This window comes from Nonomuraea sp. NPDC051191, assembly GCF_044455665.1.
GTDB lineage: Bacteria > Actinomycetota > Actinomycetes > Streptosporangiales > Streptosporangiaceae > Nonomuraea.
In genome coordinates this window covers 43,804-68,999 of the sequence record NZ_JBITEZ010000028.1, presented here as the reverse complement: position 1 = coordinate 68,999, position 25,196 = coordinate 43,804, and the positions used below count along the sequence as shown (strand labels likewise).

The window sequence follows — 25,196 nt, the reverse complement described above, 5'->3', positions numbered from 1 at the left end:
GAGCATCCGGCCGCCGTCGCGCATTTGACCGACGTGCATAACCACTATGAGCGGGTAAAGCTGCGCAGTCAAACGATGTCACGGTCCATCCGGCACGCCGGAATACGGTGGCGAATTTGGAAAAGGAGGCGCGGGAGCGCGATTTGGCGCGGCGAAAGTCGCCGCGAAAGGCCCGGCCCGGCGGCGGGCTCAAGGCGGCGCTCGGCACAGGAATCGATCTCACCTCGCTAGGTGACTTCAGCACATACTGTACCGACTTACTTACCGTACGTGTGCATCTCTTGCTATACCGGACACCGTGGGCCCGGATGACACCTTCGACAGCGTCCGCGCGATCGCCGACGCGATCCTGTACGAGGGGTACCTGCTGTACCCCTACCGCCGCTCCTCCGGCAAGAACCGGGTCCGGTGGCAGTTCGGCGTGCTGCTGCCGCCCGCCTGGGCGCGGGCCCGGGGGCTCACCGGCGCGGGCGTGGCGGGCTCGGCCGAGTCGTGGTGCCAGCAGACGGAATGCCTGCTCGAAGCGGCCGGTGAGGCCGCGGTCGAGCTGCGCGTCCGGTTCCTGCACCAGCAGCGGCGGCAGGTGCAGCGCCGGGACGCCGACGGCGTCTGGCGGCCGGTCGACTCCCTGGGGGACGGCCCCGGGCTGGAGCTGAGCTTCGACGAGGCCGTGCCGCGCGAGTTCGAGCTGCGTACCGGCACGGCGGAGCTGCTCGCGGGCGAGAGGCGGATCACCGTCGGCGTGCCGGCGGGCGAGGAGATCCGGCCGCTGGACGGCGGCCGGGTCCACGTCAGCCGGTCGGCGATCCGGGCGACGGTCGTCGTCTCGCTCACGCCGTGCGCGACGGCGTCCCCGCTCCTGCGCCTGCGCTGCCGCGTCGAGAACGACGACCCGGCCACCCCGGCCGACGCCTCCCGCGAGGACGCGCTGCGCGCCTCGCTCCTGGGCTGCCACACCCTGCTCGCCACGCGCGGCGGCTCGTTCGTCTCGCTGCTCGACCCGCCGGAGTGGGCCGCGGCGGCGGCCCGCGGCTGCGTCAACGCGGGCACGTTCCCCGTGCTGGCCGGTGAGCCGGGCGGGCGGGACGTGGTGCTGTCCTCCCCGATCATCCTGTACGACCACCCGCGCGTGGCCCCCGAGAGCCCCGGCGACCTGCACGACGCCACGGAGATCGACGAGATCCTGTCACTGCGCACCCTCACGCTGACCGACGCCGAGAAGAGGGAGGCCCGAGCCACCGACGCGCGGGCCGCGGAGATCATCGACCGGGTCGACTCCATGCCGCCCGCCGCGCTGTCGCGGCTGCACGGCGCGGTCCGCTCCCGCCGTCCCGCGGCGAGCGCCCACGGCGTGACGGTCGCCGGGGTGGAGGTCTCGAAGGGCAGCCGGGTCAGGCTCCGGCCGCGACGGTCGGGCACCGACCCCCAGGACATGTTCCTCGACGGCAGGACCGGCCTGGTCGAGGACGTCCTGCAGGACGTGGACGACAGCTGGCACCTGGCCGTCACCGTCGAGGACGACCCGGGCGCCGACCTGAACCGCTGGTACGGGCGCTACCGCTACTTCACCCTCGACGAGGTCGAACCTCTGGAGACGACATGAGCTCGAGGCGACATGAGCATGGAGGCGAGATGAGCGCCGACGGCTCCCGGAACGTGCTGGTGGCCGGCATCGGGAACGTGTTCCTGGGCGACGACGGCTTCGGCGTCGAGGTGGTCAGGCGTCTGGACCGGGCGGAGCTGCCCGTGACGGCCGACGTCGCCGACTACGGCATCCGCGGCGTGCACCTCGCCTACGAGCTGCTGGACGGCCGCTACGACACCCTGATCCTGGTCGACGCCGTCCCGCTCGACGGCCCGCCGGGGACGCTGGCCGTCATCGAGGCCGACGACCGGCCGGCCGGGGGCGACGTGGCGATCGACGGGCACGGTCTGCATCCGGACGCCGTGATCCGGCTGCTGAACCACCTCGGCGGCGGCGTCGAGCGGGTCCTGATCGTGGGCTGCCGGCCCGCGGTCCTGGACGAGGTGATGGGGCTGTCCGAACCGGTGGCCGCCGCCGTGGAGGAGGCCGTCCGCCTCGTCGCGGAGCTGGCCCGGCAGGAGGCGGCGGGGAAGATCGAGAAGGAGACCACCGATGCATGAACTGGGACTGTGCGACGCGATCGTGGAGGCCGCGCTGGGACGGGCCGGCGGACGCCGGGTGGACGCGGTGCGCGTCCGCGTCGGCGGGCACCCGGTGGACCCGCGGGTCATCGACACGGGCTTCCGCCTGGCCGCCGCGGGCACCCTCGTCCAGGACGCGACCGTCGAACTGGTCACCGCGCCGTACGTGGTGCGCTGCGCGGGATGCGAGGCCGAGCAGGAGGCGCGGACCGCCACGGACCTGCTCGCCTGCCGGAGCTGCGGCGGGATGGACGTGGAGAGCGTCACGGACGAGAGCGTCGTGGTGGAGTCGATCACGTTCGCACCGGCCCCCGGGACCGCCTGACGGGCCTGCCGGCACCAACCGGTGAACAGGCCGCCGACGTGAAGGAGAGAGGCGACATGGCCGACCAGACCAACGGATTCGACGAGATGCACATCTTGTGGATCTCCGAGGGCATGAGCTGCGACGGCGACACCGTCTCCGTGACGGCCGCGTCCCAGCCCGCCATCGAGGACGTCGTCACCGGACTCGTGCCGGGGCTGCCGAGGGTGCATCTGCACAACAAGGTCCTGTCGCCCACCGTGGGCGGGGAGGACTTCCTGGCCCCGTTCCGGGCCGCGGCGCGCGGCGAGCTGGAGCCGTTCATCTTCGTGCTGGAGGGGTCCGTCCCCAACGAGAAGATCAACGGAGAGGGCTACTGGACGTCGTTCGGCAACGACCCGGACACGGGCGAGCCGATGACCCTCAACACCTGGATCGACCTGCTCGCGCCCAACGCCTGGGCGGTCGTCGCGATCGGGACCTGCGCCACCTACGGCGGCATCCATGCCATGGCGGGCAACCCGACCGGCGCCATGGGCCTGGCCGACTACCTGGGCTGGGACTTCCGGTCGGCCGGCGGGCTGCCCATCGTCAACGTGCCGGGCTGCCCGGTGCAGCCGGAGAACTTCATGGAGACCCTCATCTGGGTTCTGCAGCACGCGGCCGGTTCGGCGCCGCCGCCGCCGCTGGACGCGCTGCTGCGTCCCCAGTGGCTGTTCGGCAGGACCGTGCACGAGGGCTGCGACCGGGCCGCGTACTACGAGCAGGCCGACTTCGCCAAGGACTACAACTCGCCCAAGTGCCAGGTGAAGGTCGGCTGCTGGGGCCCGGTCGTCAACTGCAACGTGCCCAAGCGCGGCTGGATGAACGGCGTGGGCGGCTGCCCGAACGTCGGCGGGATCTGCATCGGCTGCACGATGCCGGGCTTCCCCGACAAGTTCATGCCGTTCATGGACATGCCGCCGGGCAGCAGCCTGTCGTCGATGCTGATCAAGCCCTACGGGGCCTTCATCCGCCGCATGCGCGGCATCACCAACAACACCGCGAACGCCGAGCCGCGCTGGCGGCACAACCGTGACGCGCTGACCAGCGGCTTCGATCCGCGGTGGCGCCCGTAAGGGCCCACGACGCCAGAGAGGACACATCAGCACATGGCCATCTCCGAGCAGGAAGCGCCCGACCGGCGACCACCGGGGGAGCTCGTCGAGATGTCGTGGGATCCCATCACACGCATCATCGGCAACCTGGGCATCTACACGAAGATCGACTTCGCCAACCGGCGGGTCGCCGAGTGCCACAGCACCTCGTCGCTGTTCCGCGGCTACTCGGTGTTCATGAAGGGCAAGGACCCCAGGGACGCGGGCTTCATCACCAGCCGGATCTGCGGCATCTGCGGTGACAACCACACCACCTGCTCGGTGTACGCCCAGAACATGGCGTACGGCATCAAGACGCCGCCGATGGCCGAATGGATCGTCAACCTCGGCGAGGCGGCCGAGTACATGTTCGACCACACGATCTTCCAGGACAACCTCGTCTTCGTGGACTTCTGCGAGGCGATGGTCAAGGAGACCAACCCGACGCTGCTGGCACGGGCCAGGACCACCGAGGCGCCCGGGGCGGCGATCCACGGCAAGCGCACGATCGCCGACATCATGGAGGCGTTCAACCCGTTCGAGGGCGACATCTACAAGGAGGCGCTGCGGGTCAGCCGCGTCACGCGGGAGATGTTCTGCCTGATGGAGGGGCGGCACGTGCACCCGTCGACGGTCTATCCGGGCGGGGTCGGCACGATGCCGGAGCCGACGTTGTTCACCGACTACCTCTCGCGGCTGCTCGGCGTGGTGGACTTCGTCAAGAAGGCCGTCGCTCTGAACAACGACGTGTTCGACTTCTTCTACGAGGCGCTGCCCGGCTACGAGGAGGTCGGCCGCCGCCGGATCCTGCTCGGCTGCTGGGGCGCCTTCCAGGACCCGGCCGTGGTCGACTACCGCTACGAGACCATGAACGACTGGGGCAAGGCCATGTTCGTCACCCCGGGCATCGTGGTGGACGGCGAGCTGGTCACCAACAACCTCGTCGACATCAACCTCGGCATCCGCATCCTGCTCGGCAGCTCGTACTACGAGGACTGGACCGGCGAGGAGCCGTTCGTCACCCACGACCCGCTCGGCAACCCGGTCGACATGCGGCACCCGTGGAACCAGACGACCCTGCCCGCGCCGCAGAAACGCGACTTCGACGGCAACTACAGCTGGGTCATGAGCCCCCGGTGGTTCGACCGGCGCACCGGCGACCACCTGGCGCTCGACACCGGCGGCGGCGCCTTCGCCCGGCTGTACGTCACCGCCCTGTCGGGCATCGTGGACACCCCGTACGTGAAGGCGACGGGCTCGTCGGTGCAGATCTCGCTGCCGAAGGGCCGCGACCTGCCGGAGACGACCCTGGAGTGGCGCATCCCGCCCTGGTCCAACGCCCTGGAGCGCAACCGGGCCCGGGTGTACTTCGTGGCCTACGCCGCGGCCATGGCGGTGTACTTCGTCGAGCAGGCCATGGAACGCATGCGCGCCGGGGACACCAAGGTGTTCACCGACTTCGCCGTGCCGGAGGAGGGCATCGGCGTCGGGTTCCACGAGGCGGTGCGCGGCGTGCTCTCCCACCACATGGTCATCCGGGACGGGAAGATCGCCAACTACCACCCGTACCCGCCCACGCCCTGGAACGGCAGCCCGCGCGACAGCTTCGGCACGCCCGGCCCGTACGAGGACGCCGTCCAGGACATGCCGATCTTCGAGGAGAACGGCCCGGACGACTTCAAGGGCGTCGACATCATGCGCGCGGTGCGCAGCTTCGACCCCTGCCTGCCCTGCGGCGTGCACATGTACGTCGGCAAGGGACGCACGGTGAAGAAGCTGCACTCGCCGATGTTCGGCGCGAGCCATGGCTGAGCCGGACCGCCTGGACGACCAGGCGGTGGCCCGCCTGCTGGAGCGGCTGGAGGAGACCCTGGGGCGGCTGGAGGGCACGCCCGGCCCGACGGCGGAGACGGCGCTCGACGCCGTCGCGATCCTCGCCGAGGTCTACGGCGAGGCCCTGGCCCGGGTCATGGACCGGGCCCCGGCCGGGTCCGCGGTCGCCGCCGCCCTGGCCGACGACGAGCTGCTCGGCCACCTGCTGGTCCTGCACGACATCCATCCCGAGCCGCTCCGGCGGCGGGTCGAGCGCGCGCTCGACGGCCTGGCCGGCGCCCTGCGTGCCCAGGGAGTGGAGGCGCGGCTCGCCGACGTGACGGACGACGTCGCGCGGGTGCGGCTGACGGGCGGCTGCTCGTCCGGGTCTGAGCCCGTACGGCGGGCCGTCGAGCAGGCGGTGCGCGCCGTCGCGCCGGAGGTGGGGACGGTCGAGGTGAGCCGCGCCGCGCCGGTCGCCTTCGTCCCCGCCGACGCGCTGCTGGTCCGGCCCGGCGGCGCCGCGTGAGCACGTCCGCGCACGGCCGGCTGCTCAGGCGGACCGCGCGCCGCCGGGACGCGGGCGCGCGCTGCGAGCTGTGCGAGGCGCCGGTCCAGGGCGGGCACGGGCACGTCGTGGACACGCGTTCGGCGGAGGTGCTGTGCGCGTGCCGGGCGTGCGCGCTGCTGTTCGAGCCGGACGGCGACGGCCACTTCCTGCGGGTGCCCGAACGGCGGCTGCGGCTGACCGGGGTGCGGCCGGCCGACCTCGGCATCCCGGTCAGCCTGGCGTTCTTCGTGACCGCGCCCGACGGCTCGGCCACCGCGCACTACCCGAGCCCGCTGGGCGGCACCCGCAATGACCTGGACGCCGCGGCCTGGCAGGCGGTCGCCGCCCGCGCCGCGGAGCTGGGCACCATGCGGCCGATGGTCGAGGCGCTGCTCGTCAACGGCGTACGGGGGGCCGGTGAGTGCTGGCTGGTCCCGATCGACGACTGCTACCGGCTGATGGCCCTGATACGAGGTGAATGGACCGGTATGTCAGGCGGCGATCAGGTATGGGCAAAGATCGCGCAGTATTTCGCCCAGCTCGACGACGCAGGGCATCGCCGGGGGTAGGACCCGCACCATGGCACACATCAAGGTGGGCAAGCCCGACGTCGCACCCGACGCGACGGCGCACGTCAAGGGCGTCGAGCAGGGCAACCGGCCCGGCGCGTACGAGCAGCAGGCGGGACACCACCGGGACGGCACGGCCGACGCCCGGCGCTCGACGGGGATCAGCCCCAAGAAGCACGACCCGATCCTGCCCGTCATGCCCAACCTCCCGCCAGGCTGAGAAAGAGGAAACAGACATGCGGCGACCACGTACGACGCTGCTGGCCGGGCTGGCCGGGGCGGTGCTCCTGGGGATGTTCTGGAAGGAACTCCCGGCGCTGAGGCGCTACATCAAGATCAAGCAGATGTGATCCCGGAACGATGTGTCTTGGCATCCCCGGGGAGATCGTCGAGCTGCTGCCGGACCGGGCCGACCTGGCCACCGTCGAGGTCGCCGGCGTACGCCGCGCGATCAGCGTCGGCCTGCTGGACGGCCCGGTCCGGCCCGGTGACTGGGTCCTGGTGCACGTGGGCTTCGCGATGTCCAGGATCGACGAGAGCGAGGCCGCGGCGACGCTGGCGCTGCTGAACAGCCTCGGCCCCGCCTACGCCGACGAGCTCCAGGCGCTCGCCGAATCCGACATCACGTGAAAGGCGCCGGCATGCGCTTCGTCGACGAGTACCGCGACGCCCGGACGGCACGGGCCCTGGCCGCGCGGATCGCGGAGCTGTGCGAGCCCGGCCGCCGCTACACCTTCATGGAGGTGTGCGGCGGGCACACCCACACGATCTACAAGCACGGCGTCGAGGACCACCTGCCGCCGAACGTGAACCTCGTCCACGGGCCCGGCTGTCCCGTCTGCGTGATCCCCATGGGACGCGTCGACGACGCGATCGCCATCGCCCGCGAACCGGACGTGATCATGACCTCGTTCGGCGACATGATGCGGGTGCCCGGCGGCGAGGGCTCCTTCCTGGACGCCAAGGCCGCCGGCGCGGACATCCGCATGGTGTACTCCCCGCTCGACGCGCTGCGGATCGCCCGCCAGAACCCCGGCCGCCGGGTCGTCTTCATGGCGATCGGCTTCGAGACCACCGCGCCGTCCACGGCGATGACCGTGCTGCGGGCCGCGGCCGAAGGGCTCGCCAACTTCTCCGTCTTCTGCAACCACGTCATGATCATTCCGGCGATCAAGGCGATCCTGGACTCGCCGGACCTGCGGCTCGACGGCTTCATCGGGCCGGGCCACGTCTCCACCGTGATCGGCTGCCGGCCGTACGCGTTCATCGCCGAGGAGCACGGCAAGCCGCTCGTCTGCTGCGGGTTCGAGCCGCTGGACGTGCTGCAGTCGATCCACATGCTGCTGCGGCAGCTCGCCGAGGGGCGGGCCGAGGTGGAGAACCAGTACACGCGGGTGGTGCCGTGGGAGGGCAACGGCCGGGCGCTGGAGGCGATCGGGAAGGTGATGGAGCTGCGCCCGTACTTCGAGTGGCGCGGCCTCGGCTTCATCTCCCACTCCGCGCTGCGCCTGCGCGACGCCTACGCGGCCCACGACGCCGAACGCATCTTCCAGGTGCCGGGCGTACGGGTGGCCGACCCGAAGGCGTGCCAGTGCGGCGAGGTGCTCAAGGGCGTGCTCAAGCCGTGGGAGTGCAAGGTGTTCGGCACCGCGTGCACGCCGGAGACGCCGATCGGCACCTGCATGGTGTCCTCCGAGGGCGCCTGCGCCGCGTACTACAACTTCGGCCGGTTCACCCGCTCGCGGGCCAAGGAGGCGACGACGGCATGACGACCGAGCGCACCGCCGGATGGGCCGAACGAGCCGTCCGCGAGGCGGGCGGGCCCGCCGGCACGGCGACCCGCGAGGAAGAGGTGCTGCTGCGCATCGAGCGTGCCCGTGGACGCCGGGCCCGGGTCCGGGAGGAGCGCATCACGCTGGCCCACGGCGCGGGCGGGAGCGCCTCGCACACGCTGGTCGAGGCCGTGTTCGTGGACGCGTTCCGCAACCCGATCCTGGAACCGCTCGGCGACGGCGCCGTGCTGGAGGTCGGCGGCGGGCGGCTGGCCTTCAGCACCGACTCCTTCGTGGTCTTCCCGCTGTTCTTCCCCGGCGGCGACATCGGCGACCTGGCCGTCAACGGCACGGTCAACGACCTGGCCGTCTGCGGGGCGCGGCCGCTGTACCTGTCGGCCGGGTTCATCCTGGAGGAGGGCTTCCCGGTCGCCGACCTGCGGCGGATCGCCGGCTCGATGGCCGCCGCGGCGGCCCGGGCCGGCGTCCATGTGGTCACCGGGGACACCAAGGTCGTGGAACGCGGCAAGGCGGACGGCTGCTACGTCACCACCGCCGGCGTGGGCGTCCTGGAGCGGGAGACGGAGCTGACGCCGGCGGCGATCAGGCCGGGCGACGCCGTCATCGTGTCGGGGCCGATCGGCGAGCACGGCGTCACCATCATGATCTCCCGTGGGGAGCTGGACATCGAGGCCGACCTGGCCTCCGACACCGCGCCGCTCAACGGCGTCGTCGCCGCGCTGCTCGACGCCGTCCCCGGGGTGCGGGTGCTGCGGGACGCCACGCGCGGAGGGGTGGCGACGGTGCTCAACGAGCTCGCCCGCGCCGCGCGGCTCGGCATCGTGCTGGAGGAGTCGGCGGTGCCGGTCCGGCCGGTGGTGAACGGCGCCTGCGAGCTGCTCGGCATCGACCCCCTGTACGTCGCCTGCGAGGGGCGGTTCGTCGCCGTGGTCGACGGCGAGCAGGCCGGGAGGGCGCTGGAGGCGCTGCGCGGCCATCCTCTCGGCGCGGAGGCCGCCGTCGTCGGCCGGGTGCGGGCCGAGGCCCCTGGGCTCGTGCTGCTCGACACGGCGTTCGGCGGCACCCGGATCGTCGACATGCTCGTCGGCGACCCGCTGCCGCGCATCTGCTGAGGTCCCGATTGTTGCGATGCGGCCCGTCCGGTGCGGCGGGGCTCATCCGGCGGGGTCGAGGGCGGCGGCGACGGCGGCCTGGCCCAGGCTGAGGCCGCCGTCGTTGGGCGGCACCCGTGAGTGCAGCAGCACCCGCAGGCCCGCCTCCCGCAGGCCCGTCTCCATCCGCTCCAGCAGGACGACGTTCTGGAAGACGCCGCCGGACAGCGCCACGTCCCGCAGCCCCGTCCGCTCGCGCAGCGCCTGCACCGCCCGCAGCAGGGCCCAGGCCAGGCCGTTGTGGAAGCGCGCGGCCACCAGCGGCGTCGGCACGCCCGCCAGCAGGTCCTCGACCGCGCCGCGGACCAGGTCGGTCCCGGACACGACCAGCTCCGGCCCGGTGGACAGCGCCGCCGGGTAGGCGGCCCGCTCGCCCGGCTCGGCGAGCTGCTCCAGTTCGATCGCGGCCTGCCCCTCGAAGAGCACCCGGTCGCGCAGCCCGGCGATCGCCGCCACGGCGTCGAACAGCCGGCCCGCACTCGATGTGACGGGCGCGTTCGTCCCGGTGCGGGCCAGCGCCGCCACCGCCGCCCACCGGTCCCGGTGCCGCCGGACGAAGGGCAGGTCCGGGGGCTCGTCGCCGTAGATCGCGTCGAGGTAGGACACGCCCATGCGCCACGGCTGCCGTACGGCCGCCGCCCCGCCGGGCATCGGCAGCGCCTCCAGGTGTCCCGCCCGCTCGAACCCCCGCAGGTCGGCGACCAGCAGCTCGCCGCCCCACAGGGTGCCGTCGGAGCCCAGGCCCAGGCCGTCCAGGGCGACGCCGATCACCGGGCCCTCCTCGCCGTTGTCGGCCAGGCAGGAGGCGATGTGGGCGTGATGGTGCTGCACGCCGACGAGTTCGACGTCGTCGAGGCCGAGCGCGTACTTGGTGGACAGGTACTCCGGGTGCAGGTCGTGGGCGACGAGCCGGGGCCGGACGCCGAACAGCCGGCTCAGCCGGTCGATCCCCTCCGCGTACGAGCGCAGCGTCTCGTAGCCCTCCAGGTCGCCGATGTGCTGCGACAGGACCGCGTGGCGGCCCTTGACCAGGCAGAAGGTGTTCTTCAGCTCGCCGCCGCAGGCCAGCACGTGCCGGGACGGCGGCCGTCGCAGCGGTACGGGGGCGGGCACGTACCCGCGCGAGCGGCGTACGGGCAGCTCCCGGCCGCGGAACAGGCGCACCACCGAGTCGTCGGCCCGGACGTGGATGCGCCGGTCGTGGACGAGGAAGCCGTCGGCGATTCCGGACAGCCGTTCCAGGGCGTCGTCGTCCCGGTGCGCGATCGGCTCGTCCGACCGGTTCCCGCTGGTCAGGATCATGGGACGGCCGAGCCGTACGGCCAGGAGGTGGTGCAGCGGCGTCGCGGGCAACATCACCCCCAGCTCGCGGTTGCCCGGCGCGACCGCCTCGGCGACCGGCGCCCCGTCCCGGCGCGGCAGCAGGACGACGGGCCGCCGCGGACCGCTCAGGACGCCCTCGGCGGCCGGGCCGAGCAGGACCAGCTCGCGCGCCGCGGCCAGGTCGGCGGCCAGCACCGCGAACGGCTTGCCCTCCCTGCGCTTGCGGGCCCGCAGCGTGCCGACCGCCTCCTCGTCCCCGGCCACGGCCGCCAGGTGGTATCCGCCGACGCCCTTGACGGCCAGGATCCTGCCCTGCGCCAGCCAGAGCGCGGCCGTCCCGAACGGGTCGCCCGGTCGGGGCCGGCCGTCGGCGTCCAGCAGCCGCAGCGACGGCCCGCAGGCGGGGCAGCACACCGGCTGCGCGTGGAAGCGCCGGTCGCCGGGGTCGCGGTACTCCCGCGAGCAGTGGGCGCACATCGCGAACGGGGCCATCGTGGTGTTGGGCCGGTCGTAGGGCAGGTCGGTGACGATGGTGAACCGGGGTCCGCAGTCCGTGCAGTTGGTGAAGGCGTAGCCGTGGCGGCGCGCGGCCGGGTCGGCGATCTCCGCCGCGCAGGCGTCGCACGGGGCCGTGTCCGGCGGCACGCACACCTGGCGGGCGCCCTCGCCGCGGCTGGGCACGATCCGGAAGCCCGACTCCGCGATGGGCTCGGCGTCCGCCACGGTGACGCTCTCGACCAGCGCCGCGGGCGGCGCCCGCCGTTCCAGCTCGGCGACGAAGGCCCGCAGCGCCGACGGCTCGCCCTGGGCCTCGATGAACACACCGCGCGGATCGTTGCCTACGAACCCGGCCAGCTCGTGCCGTCCGGCCAGACCGCTGACGAAGGGCCGGAAGCCGACGCCCTGGACCAGCCCCTCGACCCGGACCCGGATGCGGCCGGGCCCCTCAGCCGTCACCGGTCAGCGCCCGCTGCACCAGCTCCCACAGGACGTGGTAGAGGGTCACCTGGGCCTCCTGGATCCGGTGCACCGACGGCGACGGCACGACGAACAGGTGATCGACCAGGCCGTCCGCGGCCATCCGTCCGCCGTCGCCGCCGGCCAGGCCGACGGTCAGCGCGCCGCGGCGGCGCGCCTCGGCCAGGGCGTGCAGCACGTTCGCCGAGCCGCCGCTGGTCGACAGGCCCACCACGACGTCGCCGGGCCCGGCGAAGGCGGCGACCTGACGGGCGAAGGCCAGGTCGTAGCCGACGTCGTTGGACAGGGCGGTGACGACGGCGGCGTCCACGGCCAGGCAGGTCGCCGCGAGCGCCCGGCCGCGCGGCGGGTGGGCGAAGAGCTGGGCGAGCGCCTGCGCGTCCGTGGCGCTGCCGCCGTTGCCGACGGCGAACAGCCTGCCGCCGGATTCGAAGGCCGCCGCCGTCCGCGCCGCGCAGCGCGCCAGCTCCTCGCCGTGCAGCCCGGCGACGGTCTCCCGCAGGGCGACGATCTCGTACGCCTTGTCCGCGCAGGAGCGGCGCACCTCCGACAGGAGGGCGTCCGGGTCGGTGGGCCGGACGTACAGGAAGGGGTAGAGGGCCTCGACGCCGGTGCCTTCTGTCGTGCTCATCCGCATTCTCCTCCCACCGCGATGGCCTCCCCGGCGTGCACCAGGACGACGTCGCCCGGCCCGGCCTCGACCAGGGCCACGCTGATCTCCTGGGGACCGCCGGCGTCCGCCCGCGCGATCGCCATCCCGTCGCCGAGCAGCTCGACGACGCGCATGGGCACGGCGAGGTCGGAACAGGTCAGGCACACCGGCTCCGCCGGCTCCATCGGCTTCTCGGTCATCGGGCCTCCTCCGGCTGGTCGAGGAAGACGTGCACCAGCTCCCACAGCAGGTGGTAGACCGTCATGTGGATCTCCCGCACCACGCACGGGTCGCCGGACCGGGCGGCGAGCACGTGGTCCACGGCCGGGCTGCGGCCGATCGCGCCGCCGTCCCCGCCGCCGTCCCCGCCCACGAGTGCGACGGTCAGCAGTCCGAGCCCGCGAGCCGCCTCCAGCCCGCGCAGCACGTCCGCGCAGCCGCCGTCCCAGGAGAACCCGAGCGCCATGTCGTGCTCGGCGGCCAGCAGGCGCACCTGCTCGGCGTAGATCTCCTCGAACCCCCTGCGCGCGGCGACGGCGGTCAGCCGGGCGGCGTCGTGGCTCAGGGAGAGGGCGGGCAGGGCCCTCTTGCCGACGATGACCGGATGGACGAACTCCACGGCCACGTGCTGGGCGTCCGCCGAGGCGCCGCCGTCGCCGAAGACCAGCAGCCGGCCGCCCCGCGCGAACCGCAGAGCCATGGCCCGGCAGGCCAGGGCGATCGGGGCGGCCTCCTCGGCGAGCGCCCGTCCTGGCGCGACCCGGCGCTCGAAGGCTGTCGACACAAGCGTCATCTCACCTCTCCTTGCCACGCCTCTCCCTGCCATGGGGCGGCGTCATGGGACGGCGGCCGGTGCCCCTCGTCCCACAGGGCCGCGCAGGCGCGGAGGACGTCCTCCAGGTCCCGCAGCCGGATCATGGCGGCCTTCAGCTCGCTCAGGCCCGAAGCGGTGATCTCGTACCTCCTGCGCGGCGGTCCCGTACGCGAGGCGGTCCACGAGGAGACCAGGCACCGGTCGCGTTCGAGGGCGCGCAGCAGCCGGTAGACATGGCCGGGCTCCGCCCCCGCCACGCCCAGCTCCCCCAGCCGGTCGATCAGGTCGTAGCCGTGGCCGGGCCGCTGCCAGACCAGGAGAAGCAGGAGCGGGGACAACAATCCTCGCCTCTCGCCGCCTTCCATACGATCTCCCCCGCCGGCGGAACGCACACTCCAAGGGGTAGTAGAACGTGCACGGGGGGCGATTCCGTAGCTCCGCACGCCGTCCTTGCCAACTTCTGACAGAAGCCAAGCCAAGGGTTAGGTCTCCGGCGGTCGGCACCGCGCCGAGCCGGCGGTCTCGGCGCCGCTGTCAGGGAGACGTCGGCCGCGAAGTAACACGAGTAGTTCACGTAGTTCGTACTGCGGAACGGATGATCACGGTAAGTCGGATTTGCCGTCCGACACCGTCGCCCGGGCCATTCCTTCAGTCGGAATGGATGACCCGACGCCCTGGACCACCCGTCCCACCAGGGCTTTCGTGGCGTCCCGCCGCAGGACTGCGCCTGTTCGCCGTTCTCGCACTCGGGCCGGCGAATAAGTGATCGGCCGTGTTTCGTCGAATCCGTCAGAACGATGAGCGCCGCCGGAATGGGGGGCGCCCCACCCTCACGGCCTCCGTCGTCGTCCGGACGCGGGACGGCGGCTGTCAGGAGGGCGCAAGGCCGACTGTCAGCCGGATCGCCGCAGATCTGACCCTTATACCGAATCGGTCTCGACTCAATCCGTCAATAGGGACAGACACCCCTGTCGATCGGATGACCGAAACCCTGATTACGGGCATTCCATAGAGGGACAAGATCATCACGCAGAGTGGCAAAACCCCAGCATGCGCGGGGCGACGGAGATCATCCGCCCAGCGGGAGCGCCCTACCGGCCGCCGGCGGCCCCGCAGGTGACGGGTTTTTTCGATGCCCGAAACCAGGCTTCCATCGTTGGTTTAAATTTCATCCCTTGACTGACTTTCGGACAAAATAATAGGAATGGCGTGGCCTCAGCCGAGAGCCGCCCCTCGCCAGGCCGAACCCTGACGAGCGGCCCATACTTCCTGCTGCCCGCGTGACGACCTCGCCCGGAGCAGTGGACCTGCCGGGGGGGTGACTTCGCGTGGCGATGCCAGCTGAACACGTGCTGTCCGAGACACCGTTCGCCTCGCTGACGCGATACCCGCCCGGCGCCCGGACCCTCTTCTGCCTCCCCTACGCCGGTGGGGACGTCACCGCCTTCTGGGCGTGGCGGCAGGCGTTCGACGGCGTCCTCGACGTGCGGGTGGCGATGCTCCCCGGGCGTGAGGGCCGGATCGCCGAACCCGGAGCCCTCTCCCCCGAGCTGATCGCCCGGTCCATCGCCGCCCACCAGCGCACGTCGTACTCGATCTACGGGCACAGCATGGGCGGCCGGGTCGCCTTCGAGGTGGTCCGCGAGCTGCGGCGACTCGGCGTACGGGCGCCCGAATGCCTCTACGTCGGCGCCGCGCACCCGCCGGAGCGCCAGGAGACGCTGGGACGGTGGACTGGCCTGGGCGACGAGGACCTCCTCGACGAGGTGATCGCCCGGCTGGGCGCGCCGGCGGAGTTACGGACGCAGCCCGAGATCAAGGCCCTGCTCCTCCCCGCCCTGCGGACGGACATGGAGTGGCTGCGCCGCTACCGCTTCACCCGGCAGGAGCCCCTCGACGTCCCCATCGTCGCCTTCGCCGGCGCGCACGACCAAGAGGTCACCCACCCCACCATGCTCGGCTGGGCCCGCCACACCTCCTCGACCTTCCGCCTGCACACGCTCGACGCCGCCCACCTCTTCCTCGCCACGCACGGCGACCAGGTGGCGCGGACCATCGCGGCAGACCCCCGGCCGAGCGTGACCGCGGACGAGGTGCACGTGTGGCTGGCCAACCTGGACGAGCTGCCCGAGATGTGCGCGGCCGTGGACGAGCTGTCGCCGCGGGAGGCGGCACGGGCGGCCAGGTTCCGGCAGGAGGACCACCGGCGCGGGTTCGTCGGCGGGTCGGTGCTGCTACGGCGGCTGCTCGCGGAGTACGGGGCCGAACCGGGCGTCGCGCCCGCCCGGTCCGGCGGCGTGCCGTACGCCGGGACCCAGCTCGCCTACAGCCTCAGCCGATCGGGCGGCCTGGTGCTGGTCGCGCTGACGGCGGGCCGCGAGGTGGGCGCCGACCTGGAGCGCTTCCGGCCGCCGGCCGACGAGCAGGCGTTCTTCGAGCGGGTGCTGGACGAGCGGGAGCGCGACGAGTACGCCGCGCTGCCCGAGGAACTGCGGTTGCACAGCGCGCTGCGCACCTGGACGGCCAAGGAGGCGCTGCTGAAGGCGATCGGTGACGGGCCGCGGGTGGATCCGGCGCTGTTCGGGTTCGCCGGGCAGCGTCCGGGCGCGACCTGGGTGCCCGAGGCTGCCCCAGAGGCCGCGCATACGGCGGAGTGGCAGGCGGAACGGCTGGCGGAGTGGCGGGTGACGCACCTGCCACTGGGCCGGGCGCTCGCCGCGATCGCCGTCCGCGCGCCGCGCTTCCTGCTGCGTTTCGAGACGGTACGGCAAGGCCGGCTGGTACGGCCGGGTGTGGAGGCCGCAGGATGACACTCCTCAGCAGTCTGATCACGGCTCAGGCCGCGAGGACTCCGGACGCCCCGGCGGTCCGGCAGTGGGAGAACGTGCTCACCTACGCCGAGCTGGTCGAGCGGGCGTGGGCGCTGGCGGGACGGCTCCGCGAGCTCGGCGTCGGGCCGGAGGCGCGGGTGGGACTGTGCACCCGCCGTACACCGCTGATGCCGGTGGCGTTGCTGGCCATCCATCTGGCGGGCGGCGCTTACGTGCCGTTGGACCCCGGGCATCCGCGGCAACGGCTGGACGAGGTGCTGGAGGACGCCGGGATCGCTGTGGTCGTCGTGGACGAGCGCGGCCAGGAGCTCCTGGACGGCTGCGCCGCCACGCTCGTCCATGCCTTCCAGCCGGGGCCGGCGGAGCGGCGGGACGGCGACGCCGTGGCGGGCAACGCGGCGTGGGTGATCTACACCTCCGGTTCCACCGGACGGCCCAAGGGCGTGGTCGTGAGCCACGCCAACGCGGTCTTCTTCGTCACCTCGACCGTCGCGCACTTCGGCCTGGACGCGAGCTGCAGCTCGATGGCCTTCTCCGCGCTGGGCTTCGACGCCTCGATCATGGACATGGTGCTCCCGCTGACCATCGGCGGCTGCGTGCAGCTGGTGCCGGACGAGGACCGCGTCGACCCGGCCCGGTTGCAGCACTTCCTGGAGGAGCACGACGTCACCTGGGGGTACCTCCCGCCCGCGCTGCTCCCGCTGGTGGACCCGAGCCGCCTGCCGTACCTGAGGGACGTGGTGACGGCGGGCGAGCCGCCCCCGCCCGAGCAGGTGGCGCGGTGGTCGGCGCACACGCGTTTCCACAACCTGTACGGCCCGACCGAGCTGACCGTCGTCGTCGTGGGCGGCGAGTTCCACGGCGTGTGGGAGCGGCCGCTGCCGATCGGCCGGCCGCTGCGCGGCTGCCGGGCCTACATCGTCGACGAGGACATGAACCCGTGCCCGCCGGGCGTCCCCGGCGAGCTGCTCATCGGCGGCCCGCAGGTCAGCCGCGGGTACCTGGGCCGTCCCGGGCTGACGGCCGAGCGGTTCGTGCCCGACCCGTTCTCGGACGAGCCGGGAGCGCGGCTGTACCGGACCGGCGATCACGTGGCGTGGCAGGAGGACGGCCAGATCGCGTTCATGGGCCGCCTGGACCGCCAGGTGAAGGTCCAGGGGCAGCGCGTGGAGATCGGTGAGGTGGAGACGACGCTGCGCGCGCATCCGCGAGTGCGGCAGGCGGTGGTGGACTTCGCGGGCGAGCTGGTCGCCTACGTGACGCCCGAGGACGCGCCCGACCTGGCCGAGCTGCGCGAGGACCTGGCGGTGCGGCTGCCGCCGTACATGCTGCCGACCAAGCTGGTACGGCTGGCCCTCCTCCCGCTGAACGCCTCGGGCAAGGTCGACCTCGCCGTCCTGCGGGCGGGGTCCCGGCGGGAGCAGGGGACGGGGACCGGGCTGGCCGGGATCTGGGCGCGGGTGCTGGAGGCGCCCGTCCCGGACGACGAGGACGACTTCTTCCAGCGCGGCGGCCACTCACTGCGGGCGATGCGCCTGGTGGCCGCGGTACGCGCGGAGCTGGGCCGGGTCGTGTCGGTCCAGGACGTGTACGAGGGCAGGACCTACGGCGCGCTGCGCGCGCTCGTGGAGGGCGCCCGGCGGGCGACCACCGCCGCGCCGCCCACCGGGAGCCCTGCCGCCTTCTCCCCCGCCCAGCGCCGGATGTGGTTCGTCGAGCAACTGGCGCCCGAGTCGGCCGCGCACAACATCGCGATGGCCGAGCGGATTCACGGCCCGCTGGACGTCGCCGCGCTCCGGCGCGCGCTGACCGCCGTCGTGGCGGCGCACGAGGCGTTGCGCTGGCGGGTGGGCTCGCGCGACGGCATCCCCGACGTGACGGTCGCGCCGCCGGAGGAGGTGCCGCTGCCGGTGGACGACCTCTCCCCCGCCGACCTGGCCGCGGCGCTGCAGAAGGAGGCGCGGGAACGGTTCGACCTGGCCGCCGGGCCGCTGTTCCGGGCGCGGCTGATCCGGCTGGCGCCCGACGAGCACGTGCTCTGCCTGACCGCGCACCACCTGGTGTTCGACGGCTGGTCGCAGGACGTGCTCTACCGGGGCCTGTCCGCCGCCTACCGCGGCGAGCCGGTCGAGGTGAGCGAGCACACGTTCGCCGACTACGTGCGCTGGCTGCGCGGCAACGGCGACGCCGAGGCGCTGGGCTGGTGGCGGGAGCGCCTGCGCGACGCGCCGCTGGTGCTGGACCTGCCCAGGGACGCGGCCAGGCCGCCCGCGCAGACCTTCAACGGCGCCGCCTGCCAGGGCGAGCTGGACGCGGCACTGGCCGGCCGGGTGGCCGAGCTGGCTGCGCGGCTGGGCACCACGCCGTACGCGGTGCTGCTGGGTGCCTTCGGACGCCTGCTGGCCGGGCTGGCGGGACGTGACGACCTGGTGGTGGGGTCGGCCTACGCGGACCGGCCGCACGTCGCGTTCGAGTCGATGGTGGGGATGTGCGTACAGGTCCTGCCGGTGCGGCTGCGCCCCCGGGGGGACTTCGCCGAGCAGGTGACGGCGTGCGCGGCCGAGCTGAACGCGGCGATCAGGCACCGGGACGTGCCGCTCGGGCAGCTCCTGGAGTCGCTGCGGCTGCCGCGCGACCTGAGCCGCAACCCGATCACTCAGGTCATGTTCAACATGTACAACTTCGCCCAGGCCCGGCTGGACCTGGCCGGTTGCGCGAGTGAGACGTTGCGCCCCGGGCTGCCGGGAGCGCTGTTCGACCTGACGATGTACGTGGGCGAGCAGCGCGGCGGCTACGCGCTGGAGCTGGTCTACAACCCCGACCTCTACACCCCCGAACGCATGGCGGCGCTGGTCGACGGCTATGTCGAGCTGCTCGACGAGCTGCTGACCGGACGGGCCGAACCCGACGCGCCCGACGAGGAGCTCCCGGCCTGGGACGGGCCGGGACTGCTGGAGCTCGTCGGCGACGCGTACGCGGGGGCACGGCGGCGGACCGAGGCGGCGCTCCGGCGGGCGGGTGTCGGGCCGGGGTCCGTGGTGGCCGTCGTCGCCTCCCGGGTGCCCGAGCTGCCGGGGACCCTGCTCGGCGTGCTGGCGGCGGGCGCGCGGTGGGCGGTGATCGACTCCACGTATCCGCCTGCCGTGCAGGAGAGGCAGATCGCCGCCGCGGGAGCCCGGGCGGTGCTCCGGGACGGCGAGGTCGAGCTGCGCGAGGGCGGCGTCGAGGTGCCGGGGACCGGCTATCTGTCGATGACCTCGGGCACCACGGGCGATCCCAAGGCGGTCGTCACCGCCGACAGGCCGCTGGCCCACTTCGTCTCCTGGTACGTCCGCACCTTCGCCGTCGAGCCGCACGACCGGTTCGCGCTGCTGTCCGGGCCGGCCCACGATCCGGCGCTGCGCGACATGTTCGTCCCGGCCGCGGCGGGCGCCGAGTTGTTCGTGCCCGAGCAGGAGCTGGTGCGCGACCCGGGCAAGCTCGTCACCTGGCTGCGCGAGCACGCCATCACCGTCCTCCATCTGACGCCGCAGCTCGCGACGATGCTGGCGGACACCGGCGCCACGCTGCCCGACGTGCGGCTGGCCGGCGTGGGCGGCGACCTGTTCACCGGCGCCCAGGCGGCCCGGCTGCGCGCGCTCGTGCCCGGCGCCCGGCTCGTCGCCTTCTACGGCACGACCGAGACGCCACAGGCGCACGCCTGGCACGAGCTGACCGAGCCGTACCCGGAGATCGTGCCGATCGGGCGGCCCGTCGAGGGCAGCGAGATCATCGTGCTGGCGCCGGACGGCGGGCGGGCCGGGGTCGGCGAGCTCGGCGAGGTGGTCGTCCGCAGCCGCCACCTGGCCTCCGGCTACCTGGACCCGGCGCTGACCGGCCGGCGCTTCGCCGGTGACCGCTTCCACACCGGGGACCTCGGCCGGCGCAACCCCGACGGCACGGTCACCCCAGCGGGGCGCGGCGACGACCAGGTGAAGGTGCGCGGATTCCGGGTCGAGCTGGGCGAGGTGGAGGCCGCGCTGGCCGCCTGCCGGGACGTGCGCGCCGCCGCGGCCAGGGTCGAGGGCGGCACCCTCGTCGGCTACGTGGTGCCCGCCGGGCCTGGGGCGGCGGCGCACCGGATCTTGGAGGACCTGCGCCGCGCGCTGCCCGAGCACGCCGTCCCCACCGAGGTGGTGACGCTGCCCGCGCTGCCGCTGACGCCCAACGGCAAGGTGGACCGCGCCGCGCTGCGCGGGCGGCCGGTGGAGCAGCCGAAGGCCGTCGGCGGCCTCGACGGCCCCACGCAGAAGACGGTCGCCCAGGTGTGGCGCGCCGTGCTGGGCGTGCCACGGCTGGGCCCCGACGACAACTTCTTCGAGATCGGCGGCCATTCGCTGGCCGTGGCGGCCGTGCAGGCACGGCTGAAGGCGGCGACCGGCCGCGAGATCCCGATCACGGAGCTGTTCAGGCATCCCACCATCCGGACGCTCGCCGCCCACCTCGACGGCGCGGGCGGCAGTCCGGGACTGGACCGGGCGGCACGCCGCCTGGCTTCACGACGAGACAGGTTGAGGAACCGTAACGAGAAGGGGATTGCCCCATGACGGACGAGCCCACGGCCGAGCCGATCGCGATCATCGGCCTGTCGTGCCGGGTTCCGGGAGCGGGTGACGCGCAGCAGTTCTGGCGCAACCTCGCCGACGGCGTCGAGTCGCTGACCACGTACACCCTGGAGGAGCAACGGGCGCTGGGCACGGCGGAGAGCCTGCTGGCCGACCCGAACTTCGTGCCGGCCGCCATGGCGCTGGACGACTACGAGGGTTTCGACGCGGCGTTCTTCGGCATGTCGATCAGGGAGGCCGAGGTCCGCGATCCGCAACATCGGCTGTTCCTGGAGCTGTCGCACACGGCGTTGGAGGACGCGGGCTACGACCCGTTCCGCTACCCGGGCGAGATCGGGGTCTACGCCGGCACCGGGACGGACACGTACCAGTGGCGGAACATCCGCAGCAACTCCCAGGCCCACAAGAACGCCGGCTGGCTGGCGGTCATGGTGGGCAACCACGTCGACTACTGCGCGACGCTCACCTCCTACAAGCTCGACCTGCGCGGCCCCAGCTACACCGTGCACACGGCGTGCTCGACCGCGCTGGTGGCCTTCCACATCGCGTGCGAGGCGCTACGCAACGGCGAATGTGACATGGCGCTGGCCGGCGCGGCCATGCTGGACCTCCCGCAGGGCGAGGGGTACATCTACGACCAGGACGGCATCGTCTCCCCCGACGGGCACACCCGCTCCTTCGACGCCGACGCCGGCGGCACGACCTGGGGCAGCGGCGGCGGCGTCCTCGTGCTGAAGCGGCTGTCCGAGGCGATCGAGGACCGCGACAACATCCGCGCGGTGGTCCTGGGCAACGCGATCAACAACGACGGCGCGGGCAAGGTCGGCTTCTCCGCGCCCAGCCTGGACGGCCAGGCCGCGGTCATCGCGCAGGCGCTGGGCGTCGGCGGCGTGGACCCGCGGACGGTGACCTACGTCGAGGCGCACGGCACCGGCACGGCGCTCGGCGACCCGATCGAGGTGGCCGCGCTGTCCAGCGTGTTCGCCCAGCACACGAGCGACACCCAGTGGTGCGGCATCGGCTCGGTCAAGAGCAACATCGGCCACCTCGGCCAGTCGGCCGGCGTGCCCAGCCTGATCAAGGCGGTGCTGTCGCTGGAGAACAAGCTGATCCCGCCGACGTTGCACTTCAAGAGCCCCAACCCGAAGATCGACTTCCCGGCGAGCCCGTTCTACGTCGTCTCCTCGCCGACGAAGTGGGAGCGCGAGGACTTCCCGCGGCGCGCGGGGGTCAGCTCGTTCGGCATCGGCGGCACGAACGCGCACGCCGTGCTGGAGGAGGCGCCGCCGCGTCCGCCGCTGCCCCGCGAGCGGCCCGCCCACCTGCTGAAGCTCTCGGCCAGGACGGAGTCGGCGCTGGCCGCCGCGCGGGAACGGCTGGCCGCGCACCTGGCCGCGCACCCCGAGACGGACCTGGCCGACGCGGCCTTCACCCTGCGCGTGGGCCGCCGGGAGCTCAAGCACCGGGCCACGGTCGTCGCCACCTCACCGGGCGACGCGGTGGCCGCGCTGTCCGACCCCAAGCGGATCGTCACCGGCGCCAAGCCGAAGCGCCCCGCGCAGGTGGCCTTCCTCTTCTCCGGTCAGGGCTCCCAGTACGGCGGCATGGCCGCCGAGCTGTACCGGAACGAGCCGATCTTCCGCGAGGCGGTCGACGAGTGCGCGGCCGTCCTGGACGTGCGTGAGCAGATCTTCGCCACCGGCGAGGAGGCCGACGAGGCGCTGCGGCAGACCTCGCTCACCCAGCCCGCCCTGTTCACCGTCGAGTACGCGCTGGCCAGGCTCTGGCTGTCGCTGGGCGTCGAGCCCGCCGCGATGATCGGCCACAGCATCGGCGAGTACGCGGCGGCCACCATCGCCGGCGTCTTCACGCTGCCCGACGCGTTGCGGCTGGTCGCGGCGCGCGGCCGGCTGATCCAGGCCCTGCCGCCCGGCTCCATGCTGGCCGTGCAGCTCATGCCCGACGAAATCGCGCCGATGCTGCCCGACGACGTCTCCGTGGCCACCGTCAACGGCCCCGGCACCTGCGTCGTGTCCGGCCCGTCGGAGTCGATCAGGGAACTGGCCGAGATGCTGGAGGAGGAGGGCATCGGCTGCACGCCGCTGCGCACCTCGCACGCCTTCCACTCGGCGATGATGGAGCCGATGCTGCGCGAGTTCCGCGAACTGGTCGCGGCAGCCGGGCCGGCCGCGCCGAGCCTGCCGTTCCTGTCCAACGTGACCGGCACCTGGATCACCGCCGCCGAGGCCACCGACCCGTCCTACTGGGCCAGGCACGTGCGCGAGCCCGTCCGTTTCGGCGACTGCGTCTCGACGCTCCTGGCCGACGGCGAATGGATCATGATCGAGTGCGGGCCGGGACGGCAGTTGTCCGGCCTGGCGAGCACCCAGCTGGCCACCGGTGCGATCGCCCCGCTGCCGTCGCTGCCCGGCCCGCGCGACCGGGCCGGTGACGTCGCGGTCTTCTCGCAGGCCGTGGGCGCGCTCTGGGTCCACGGCATCGAGCTGAACGACTTCGGCTCCCCCGGCTTCCGCGTCTCGCTGCCGGGTTACCCGTGGGAGCGGCAGCGCGCCTGGATCGACCCCGATCCGCAGGGTGCCTTCACCGGTGGCGTGGCCGCCCCGCGGCAGGCCGACGGTCCGCTGCCGCCCGAGCGGTGGTACGGCGTCCCCGTCTGGCACCAGGCGCCCGTCCGTCCGGCGGCGGCGTCGCCGATCACCCGCTGCCTGGCCTTCGTGGACGAGGACTCGGCCGCGCTGGCCGACGCGCTGCGTGCCTCGGGGGCCGAGGTGCTGGAGGTGCGGCCGGGCAGCGCGTTCGGCGCCTCCGACGGGGGTTTCACGGTGCGGCCGGCCGTCCGGGAGGACTACGACGCGCTGCTCGAAGCGATCGGCGACATCCCCGAGCGGATCGTGCACGCCTGGGCCCTCACGGGCGGCGACGAGACGTGGGCCGCACAGGACCGCGGCTTCTTCGGCGTCCTGGGGCTCGTGCAGGCGCTGTCGGCGGCCCAGCCTCCGGGCGGGGTGCAGCTCGACCTGGTGACCGCGGGCACGATGGACGTCGTCGGCGGCGACCTGACCAGGCCGGAGCACGCGACGCTGGCCGCCTTCGCCCGGGTCGTCCCGCTGGAGACGCCGTGGCTGCGCGTCCGCCACATCGACGCGGCCGACGGGGACGCCGTGCGTGGCGTCGCGACCGAGCTGGGCCGCGCGGCGGAGCCCGGCGAGGCCGGGCTGCTGGCCCCGGTCGCCCTGCGCGGCGGGAAGCGGTGGCTGCTCGGGTACGAGCAGGTGGAGGTGGCGAGCGAGCCGGGCGAGCCGCGCGACGGCCAGGTGTACGTGATCACCGGCGGTCTGGGCGGCATCGGCGTCTCGCTGGCCGAGGACCTGGCGGCGCGGGCCCGCGTCAACCTCGTCCTGCTGTCCAGGACCGGGCTGCCCGCCGGCCCGCCGCGGTCGGCCCGCGAGGCGCGCGCCGCCGAGGCGATCCGCCGGATGGAGGCCGCCGGGGCACGGGTGCTGACCCTGGCCGCCGACGTGACCGATCCGGCGGACATGCGCCGGGTCAGGGACGAGACGCTCGCCGCCTTCGGCCGGGTGGACGTGCTGGTGCACGCGGCCGGCCTGCCCGGCGGCGGCATGGCCCAGGTCAAGGAGAGGGAGGCGGCCGAGGCCGTGCTCCGTCCCAAGGTGCTCGGCACGCTGGCGCTCCAGGAGGCGTTCGGCGACCTGGAGCTGGAGGCCGTGGTGCTCTGCTCGTCGATCACCGCGGTGGCCGGCGGGTTCGGGCAGATCGACTACTGCGCGGCCAACAACTTCCTCGACGCGCACGCCCGCGCCGGACGAGGCTGGAACGCCGCCCAGATCGTCAGCGTGAACTGGGGCAGGTGGCTGGAAGTCGGCATGGCGGCGGAGACCGCGGCGCCCGCCGGATTCGTCGCGTTGCAGCGCGGCGACCGGATCAAGGCGATGGACCACCCGGTCCTCGACGCGCGGCACGCCGCGGACGCGGTCAACGGCCTCGACTGGTGCAGCGGCACACTCTCGCCCGGCACGCACTGGGTGCTGGACGAGCACCGCATCGCCGACGTGCCCGTGCTGCCCGGCACCGGCCACGTCGAGCTGGCCAGGACGGCCACCGAGGCGGTGCTGCCCGGCAGCGGGCTCGTCGAGCTGCGGGACGTGGTGTTCGTCGAACCGTTGTCGGTCGCCGACGGCGCGACCGCCGAGGTACGGGTGATCTTCACCCCGGAGGCGGACGGCGCCGAGTTCCAGGTGCAGAGCATCATCGGCGGATCGCACCGCACCCATGCCAGAGGCACGGCGGCCAAGGTGAGCCCGCCGCCCGCCGACCGCGTGGACCTGCGCGCGATCATGGACCGCTGCGTGTCCTCGGCGGACGAGCAGGGCGGCGTCCCGCTGTCGGGCCTGCTCACGCTGGGCGGGCACTGGCACCGGACCCTGACCGCCACGCATGTCGGTCAGCAGGAGGCGCTCGGCCTGTTCGAGGC

The 25,196-nt window shown here is 73.2% G+C and carries 20 protein-coding genes (1 of these 20 running past the window's edge); 15 read left to right on the top strand and 5 right to left on the bottom strand.

What is annotated here, in order from left to right:
* Positions 1-298: 298 nt before the first annotated feature.
* From ACIA8R_RS49045 to hypE, 12 genes are read left to right on the top strand one after another with little or no spacing between them, the layout of a single operon-like run.
* Complete coding sequence (locus ACIA8R_RS49045) at positions 299-1,603, top strand: hypothetical protein (RefSeq protein WP_364101797.1); 1,305 nt, start codon at positions 299-301, stop codon at positions 1,601-1,603.
* A gap of 29 nt (positions 1,604-1,632) precedes the next feature.
* Positions 1,633-2,145, top strand: a complete 513-nt coding sequence (locus ACIA8R_RS49040; RefSeq protein WP_357707657.1) for a hydrogenase maturation protease — start codon at positions 1,633-1,635, stop codon at positions 2,143-2,145.
* Positions 2,138-2,491, top strand: coding sequence for a hydrogenase maturation nickel metallochaperone HypA (locus ACIA8R_RS49035; RefSeq protein ID WP_357707656.1), 354 nt, complete (start codon positions 2,138-2,140; stop codon positions 2,489-2,491). Before ACIA8R_RS49040 ends, ACIA8R_RS49035 begins: the two co-directional genes overlap by 8 nt.
* Before the next feature lie 56 nt (positions 2,492-2,547).
* On the top strand, positions 2,548-3,588 hold the full coding sequence (locus ACIA8R_RS49030) for a hydrogenase expression protein HypE (RefSeq protein ID WP_397044790.1): 1,041 nt from the start codon (positions 2,548-2,550) through the stop codon (positions 3,586-3,588).
* 33 nt (positions 3,589-3,621) lie between these two features.
* Complete coding sequence (locus ACIA8R_RS49025; protein WP_357707654.1) at positions 3,622-5,418, top strand: nickel-dependent hydrogenase large subunit; 1,797 nt, start codon at positions 3,622-3,624, stop codon at positions 5,416-5,418.
* Positions 5,411-5,947: a NifU family protein gene (locus tag ACIA8R_RS49020; protein WP_357707653.1), complete on the top strand. Its 537-nt coding sequence runs from the start codon at positions 5,411-5,413 to the stop codon at positions 5,945-5,947. The genes ACIA8R_RS49025 and ACIA8R_RS49020 overlap by 8 nt, the downstream gene beginning before the upstream one ends.
* Positions 5,944-6,537 carry a DUF5947 family protein gene (locus tag ACIA8R_RS49015; RefSeq protein ID WP_397044788.1) on the top strand — a complete coding sequence of 198 codons (594 nt, stop codon included), beginning with the start codon at positions 5,944-5,946 and terminating at the stop codon, positions 6,535-6,537. Before ACIA8R_RS49020 ends, ACIA8R_RS49015 begins: the two co-directional genes overlap by 4 nt.
* Positions 6,538-6,547: 10 nt before the next feature.
* Positions 6,548-6,757: a hypothetical protein gene (locus tag ACIA8R_RS49010; RefSeq protein ID WP_357707651.1), complete on the top strand. Its 210-nt coding sequence runs from the start codon at positions 6,548-6,550 to the stop codon at positions 6,755-6,757.
* Between the two features lie 16 nt (positions 6,758-6,773).
* Positions 6,774-6,887 (top strand): DUF6893 family small protein, encoded by a 114-nt coding sequence (locus ACIA8R_RS49005; protein WP_397044786.1) that lies wholly within the window; start codon positions 6,774-6,776, stop codon positions 6,885-6,887.
* Positions 6,888-6,897: 10 nt separating this feature from the next.
* Positions 6,898-7,167 (top strand): HypC/HybG/HupF family hydrogenase formation chaperone, encoded by a 270-nt coding sequence (locus tag ACIA8R_RS49000; protein ID WP_397044784.1) that lies wholly within the window; start codon positions 6,898-6,900, stop codon positions 7,165-7,167.
* Between the two features lie 11 nt (positions 7,168-7,178).
* Entirely contained in the window at positions 7,179-8,306 is a 1,128-nt protein-coding gene (hypD, locus tag ACIA8R_RS48995) for a hydrogenase formation protein HypD (RefSeq protein ID WP_357707647.1), read from the top strand.
* On the top strand, positions 8,303-9,442 hold the full coding sequence (gene hypE, locus ACIA8R_RS48990) for a hydrogenase expression/formation protein HypE (RefSeq protein ID WP_397044782.1): 1,140 nt from the start codon (positions 8,303-8,305) through the stop codon (positions 9,440-9,442). Before hypD ends, hypE begins: the two co-directional genes overlap by 4 nt.
* A gap of 42 nt (positions 9,443-9,484) precedes the next feature.
* On the opposite strand, the gene hypF is transcribed toward hypE, so the two are convergent.
* The 5 genes from hypF to ACIA8R_RS48965 are packed head-to-tail and all read right to left on the bottom strand — an operon-like array spanning position 9,485 to position 13,613.
* Complete coding sequence (gene hypF / locus ACIA8R_RS48985; RefSeq protein ID WP_397044780.1) at positions 9,485-11,761, bottom strand: carbamoyltransferase HypF; 2,277 nt, start codon at positions 11,759-11,761, stop codon at positions 9,485-9,487.
* A complete protein-coding gene (locus tag ACIA8R_RS48980) occupies positions 11,751-12,413 on the bottom strand; it encodes an SIS domain-containing protein (protein ID WP_364101816.1) in 663 nt (220 codons plus the stop codon). The genes hypF and ACIA8R_RS48980 overlap by 11 nt, the downstream gene beginning before the upstream one ends.
* The gene (locus ACIA8R_RS48975) at positions 12,410-12,634 is read right to left on the bottom strand and encodes a HypC/HybG/HupF family hydrogenase formation chaperone (protein WP_357707643.1); all 225 of its coding nucleotides are present in this window, start codon (positions 12,632-12,634) and stop codon (positions 12,410-12,412) included. The genes ACIA8R_RS48980 and ACIA8R_RS48975 overlap by 4 nt, the downstream gene beginning before the upstream one ends.
* The gene (locus tag ACIA8R_RS48970) at positions 12,631-13,227 is read right to left on the bottom strand and encodes an SIS domain-containing protein (RefSeq protein ID WP_357707641.1); all 597 of its coding nucleotides are present in this window, start codon (positions 13,225-13,227) and stop codon (positions 12,631-12,633) included. The genes ACIA8R_RS48975 and ACIA8R_RS48970 overlap by 4 nt, the downstream gene beginning before the upstream one ends.
* Positions 13,224-13,613, bottom strand: coding sequence for a helix-turn-helix transcriptional regulator (locus ACIA8R_RS48965; protein WP_364101822.1), 390 nt, complete (start codon positions 13,611-13,613; stop codon positions 13,224-13,226). The genes ACIA8R_RS48970 and ACIA8R_RS48965 overlap by 4 nt, the downstream gene beginning before the upstream one ends.
* Positions 13,614-14,582: 969 nt before the next feature.
* On the opposite strand from ACIA8R_RS48965, the gene ACIA8R_RS48960 reads away from it, so the two are divergent.
* The 3 genes in view from ACIA8R_RS48960 to ACIA8R_RS48950 are tightly spaced (each overlapping or abutting the next) and all read left to right on the top strand, a layout consistent with a single transcriptional unit that may run on beyond the window.
* Entirely contained in the window at positions 14,583-16,058 is a 1,476-nt protein-coding gene (locus ACIA8R_RS48960) for a thioesterase domain-containing protein (protein ID WP_397044840.1), read from the top strand.
* On the top strand, positions 16,055-20,665 hold the full coding sequence (locus ACIA8R_RS48955) for an amino acid adenylation domain-containing protein (protein WP_397044777.1): 4,611 nt from the start codon (positions 16,055-16,057) through the stop codon (positions 20,663-20,665). Before ACIA8R_RS48960 ends, ACIA8R_RS48955 begins: the two co-directional genes overlap by 4 nt.
* On the top strand, positions 20,662-25,196 hold the 5' portion of the coding sequence (locus ACIA8R_RS48950) for an SDR family NAD(P)-dependent oxidoreductase (RefSeq protein ID WP_397044775.1). It continues 862 nt past the right edge of the window; the window shows 4,535 of its 5,397 coding nt (coding positions 1-4,535); it begins with the start codon at positions 20,662-20,664; the stop codon falls past the right edge of the window. Before ACIA8R_RS48955 ends, ACIA8R_RS48950 begins: the two co-directional genes overlap by 4 nt.

Excerpts from the sequence above, each read along its gene's own strand:
- ACIA8R_RS49025 (WP_357707654.1), top strand. The coding sequence starts at position 3,622 with ATGGCCATCTCCGAGCAGGAAGCGCCCGACCGGCGACCACCGGGGGAG.
- ACIA8R_RS49005 (WP_397044786.1), top strand. The coding sequence starts at position 6,774 with ATGCGGCGACCACGTACGACGCTGCTGGCCGGGCTGGCCGGGGCGGTG.
- ACIA8R_RS49040 (WP_357707657.1), top strand. The coding sequence starts at position 1,633 with ATGAGCGCCGACGGCTCCCGGAACGTGCTGGTGGCCGGCATCGGGAAC.
- ACIA8R_RS49010 (WP_357707651.1), top strand. The coding sequence starts at position 6,548 with ATGGCACACATCAAGGTGGGCAAGCCCGACGTCGCACCCGACGCGACG.
- ACIA8R_RS48970 (WP_357707641.1), bottom strand. The coding sequence starts at position 13,227 with ATGACGCTTGTGTCGACAGCCTTCGAGCGCCGGGTCGCGCCAGGACGG.
- ACIA8R_RS49030 (WP_397044790.1), top strand. The coding sequence starts at position 2,548 with ATGGCCGACCAGACCAACGGATTCGACGAGATGCACATCTTGTGGATC.
- ACIA8R_RS49020 (WP_357707653.1), top strand. The coding sequence starts at position 5,411 with ATGGCTGAGCCGGACCGCCTGGACGACCAGGCGGTGGCCCGCCTGCTG.
- ACIA8R_RS49000 (WP_397044784.1), top strand. The coding sequence starts at position 6,898 with ATGTGTCTTGGCATCCCCGGGGAGATCGTCGAGCTGCTGCCGGACCGG.
- ACIA8R_RS49035 (WP_357707656.1), top strand. The coding sequence starts at position 2,138 with ATGCATGAACTGGGACTGTGCGACGCGATCGTGGAGGCCGCGCTGGGA.
- ACIA8R_RS48955 (WP_397044777.1), top strand. The coding sequence starts at position 16,055 with ATGACACTCCTCAGCAGTCTGATCACGGCTCAGGCCGCGAGGACTCCG.
- ACIA8R_RS48975 (WP_357707643.1), bottom strand. The coding sequence starts at position 12,634 with ATGACCGAGAAGCCGATGGAGCCGGCGGAGCCGGTGTGCCTGACCTGT.
- hypD (WP_357707647.1), top strand. The coding sequence starts at position 7,179 with ATGCGCTTCGTCGACGAGTACCGCGACGCCCGGACGGCACGGGCCCTG.
- ACIA8R_RS48965 (WP_364101822.1), bottom strand. The coding sequence starts at position 13,613 with ATGGAAGGCGGCGAGAGGCGAGGATTGTTGTCCCCGCTCCTGCTTCTC.
- hypE (WP_397044782.1), top strand. The coding sequence starts at position 8,303 with ATGACGACCGAGCGCACCGCCGGATGGGCCGAACGAGCCGTCCGCGAG.
- ACIA8R_RS48960 (WP_397044840.1), top strand. The coding sequence starts at position 14,583 with ATGCCAGCTGAACACGTGCTGTCCGAGACACCGTTCGCCTCGCTGACG.
- ACIA8R_RS48980 (WP_364101816.1), bottom strand. The coding sequence starts at position 12,413 with ATGAGCACGACAGAAGGCACCGGCGTCGAGGCCCTCTACCCCTTCCTG.